1 tRNA gene and 2 rRNA genes are annotated in these 776 nt (G+C 50.6%); all 3 read left to right on the top strand.

The window, feature by feature from the left end:
- Positions 1-111 (top strand): 16S ribosomal RNA (locus tag JJQ72_RS20250); the annotation flags it as partial.
- 75 nt (positions 112-186) lie between these two features.
- Positions 187-262, top strand: a tRNA-Ala gene (locus tag JJQ72_RS20245).
- Positions 263-490: 228 nt separating this feature from the next.
- Positions 491-776 (top strand): 23S ribosomal RNA (locus JJQ72_RS20240); the annotation flags it as partial.

Here is a 776-nt window from a genome sequence, read left to right as displayed (position 1 = left end):
AGTCGGTGGGGTAACCCGCAAGGGAGCCAGCCGCCGAAGGTGGGGTAGATGATTGGGGTGAAGTCGTAACAAGGTAGCCGTATCGGAAGGTGCGGCTGGATCACCTCCTTTCTATGGAGAATCGCTTCCTGCAACGGAAGCATTCAAATAACGAGTTTCCATTTGTTCAGTTTTGATGGAATTTGAGGGGCTATAGCTCAGCTGGGAGAGCGCCTGCCTTGCACGCAGGAGGTCAGGGGTTCGATCCCCCTTGGCTCCACCATTCAATTTCATCACTTGATCCTTGAAAACTAGATAACGAAACGAATTTGCGTTTTAGAAAGATCCTTTAAGCTGATCTTGTGTCATGAGAATGACCAAGGAAGTTAAATGTAGCAGCGATATAATCGTGACAGGAGATCCTTTGAAATCTTATTTCAACCTTGGAGTGGTTTACACAATCAGGGAAATAAGAGTTCAAGAGAGCGCCTGGCGCGAATAGATCGCACCAGGTTAAGCTACTAAGAGCACACGGAGGATGCCTAGGCGCTAGGAGCCGATGAAGGACGTGGCGAACGACGAAATGGCCTCGGGGAGCTGTAAGCAAGCTTTGATCCGGGGATGTCCGAATGGGGAAACCCGGCTGGAGTAATATCCAGTCACCGCTGCCTGAACACATAGGGCAGAGGGAGGCATACCAGGGGAACTGAAACATCTAAGTACCCTGAGGAAGAGAAAACAAGAGTGATTCCGTCAGTAGCGGCGAGCGAACGCGGAACAGCCTAAACCAAGGGGCT

The organism is Paenibacillus sp. F411 (genome assembly GCF_017582705.1).
Classification (GTDB): domain Bacteria; phylum Bacillota; class Bacilli; order Paenibacillales; family Paenibacillaceae; genus Paenibacillus_AQ; species Paenibacillus_AQ algicola.
The sequence above is the reverse complement of the archived record's forward strand: the minus strand, read 5'-3'. Positions and strand labels throughout refer to the sequence as shown.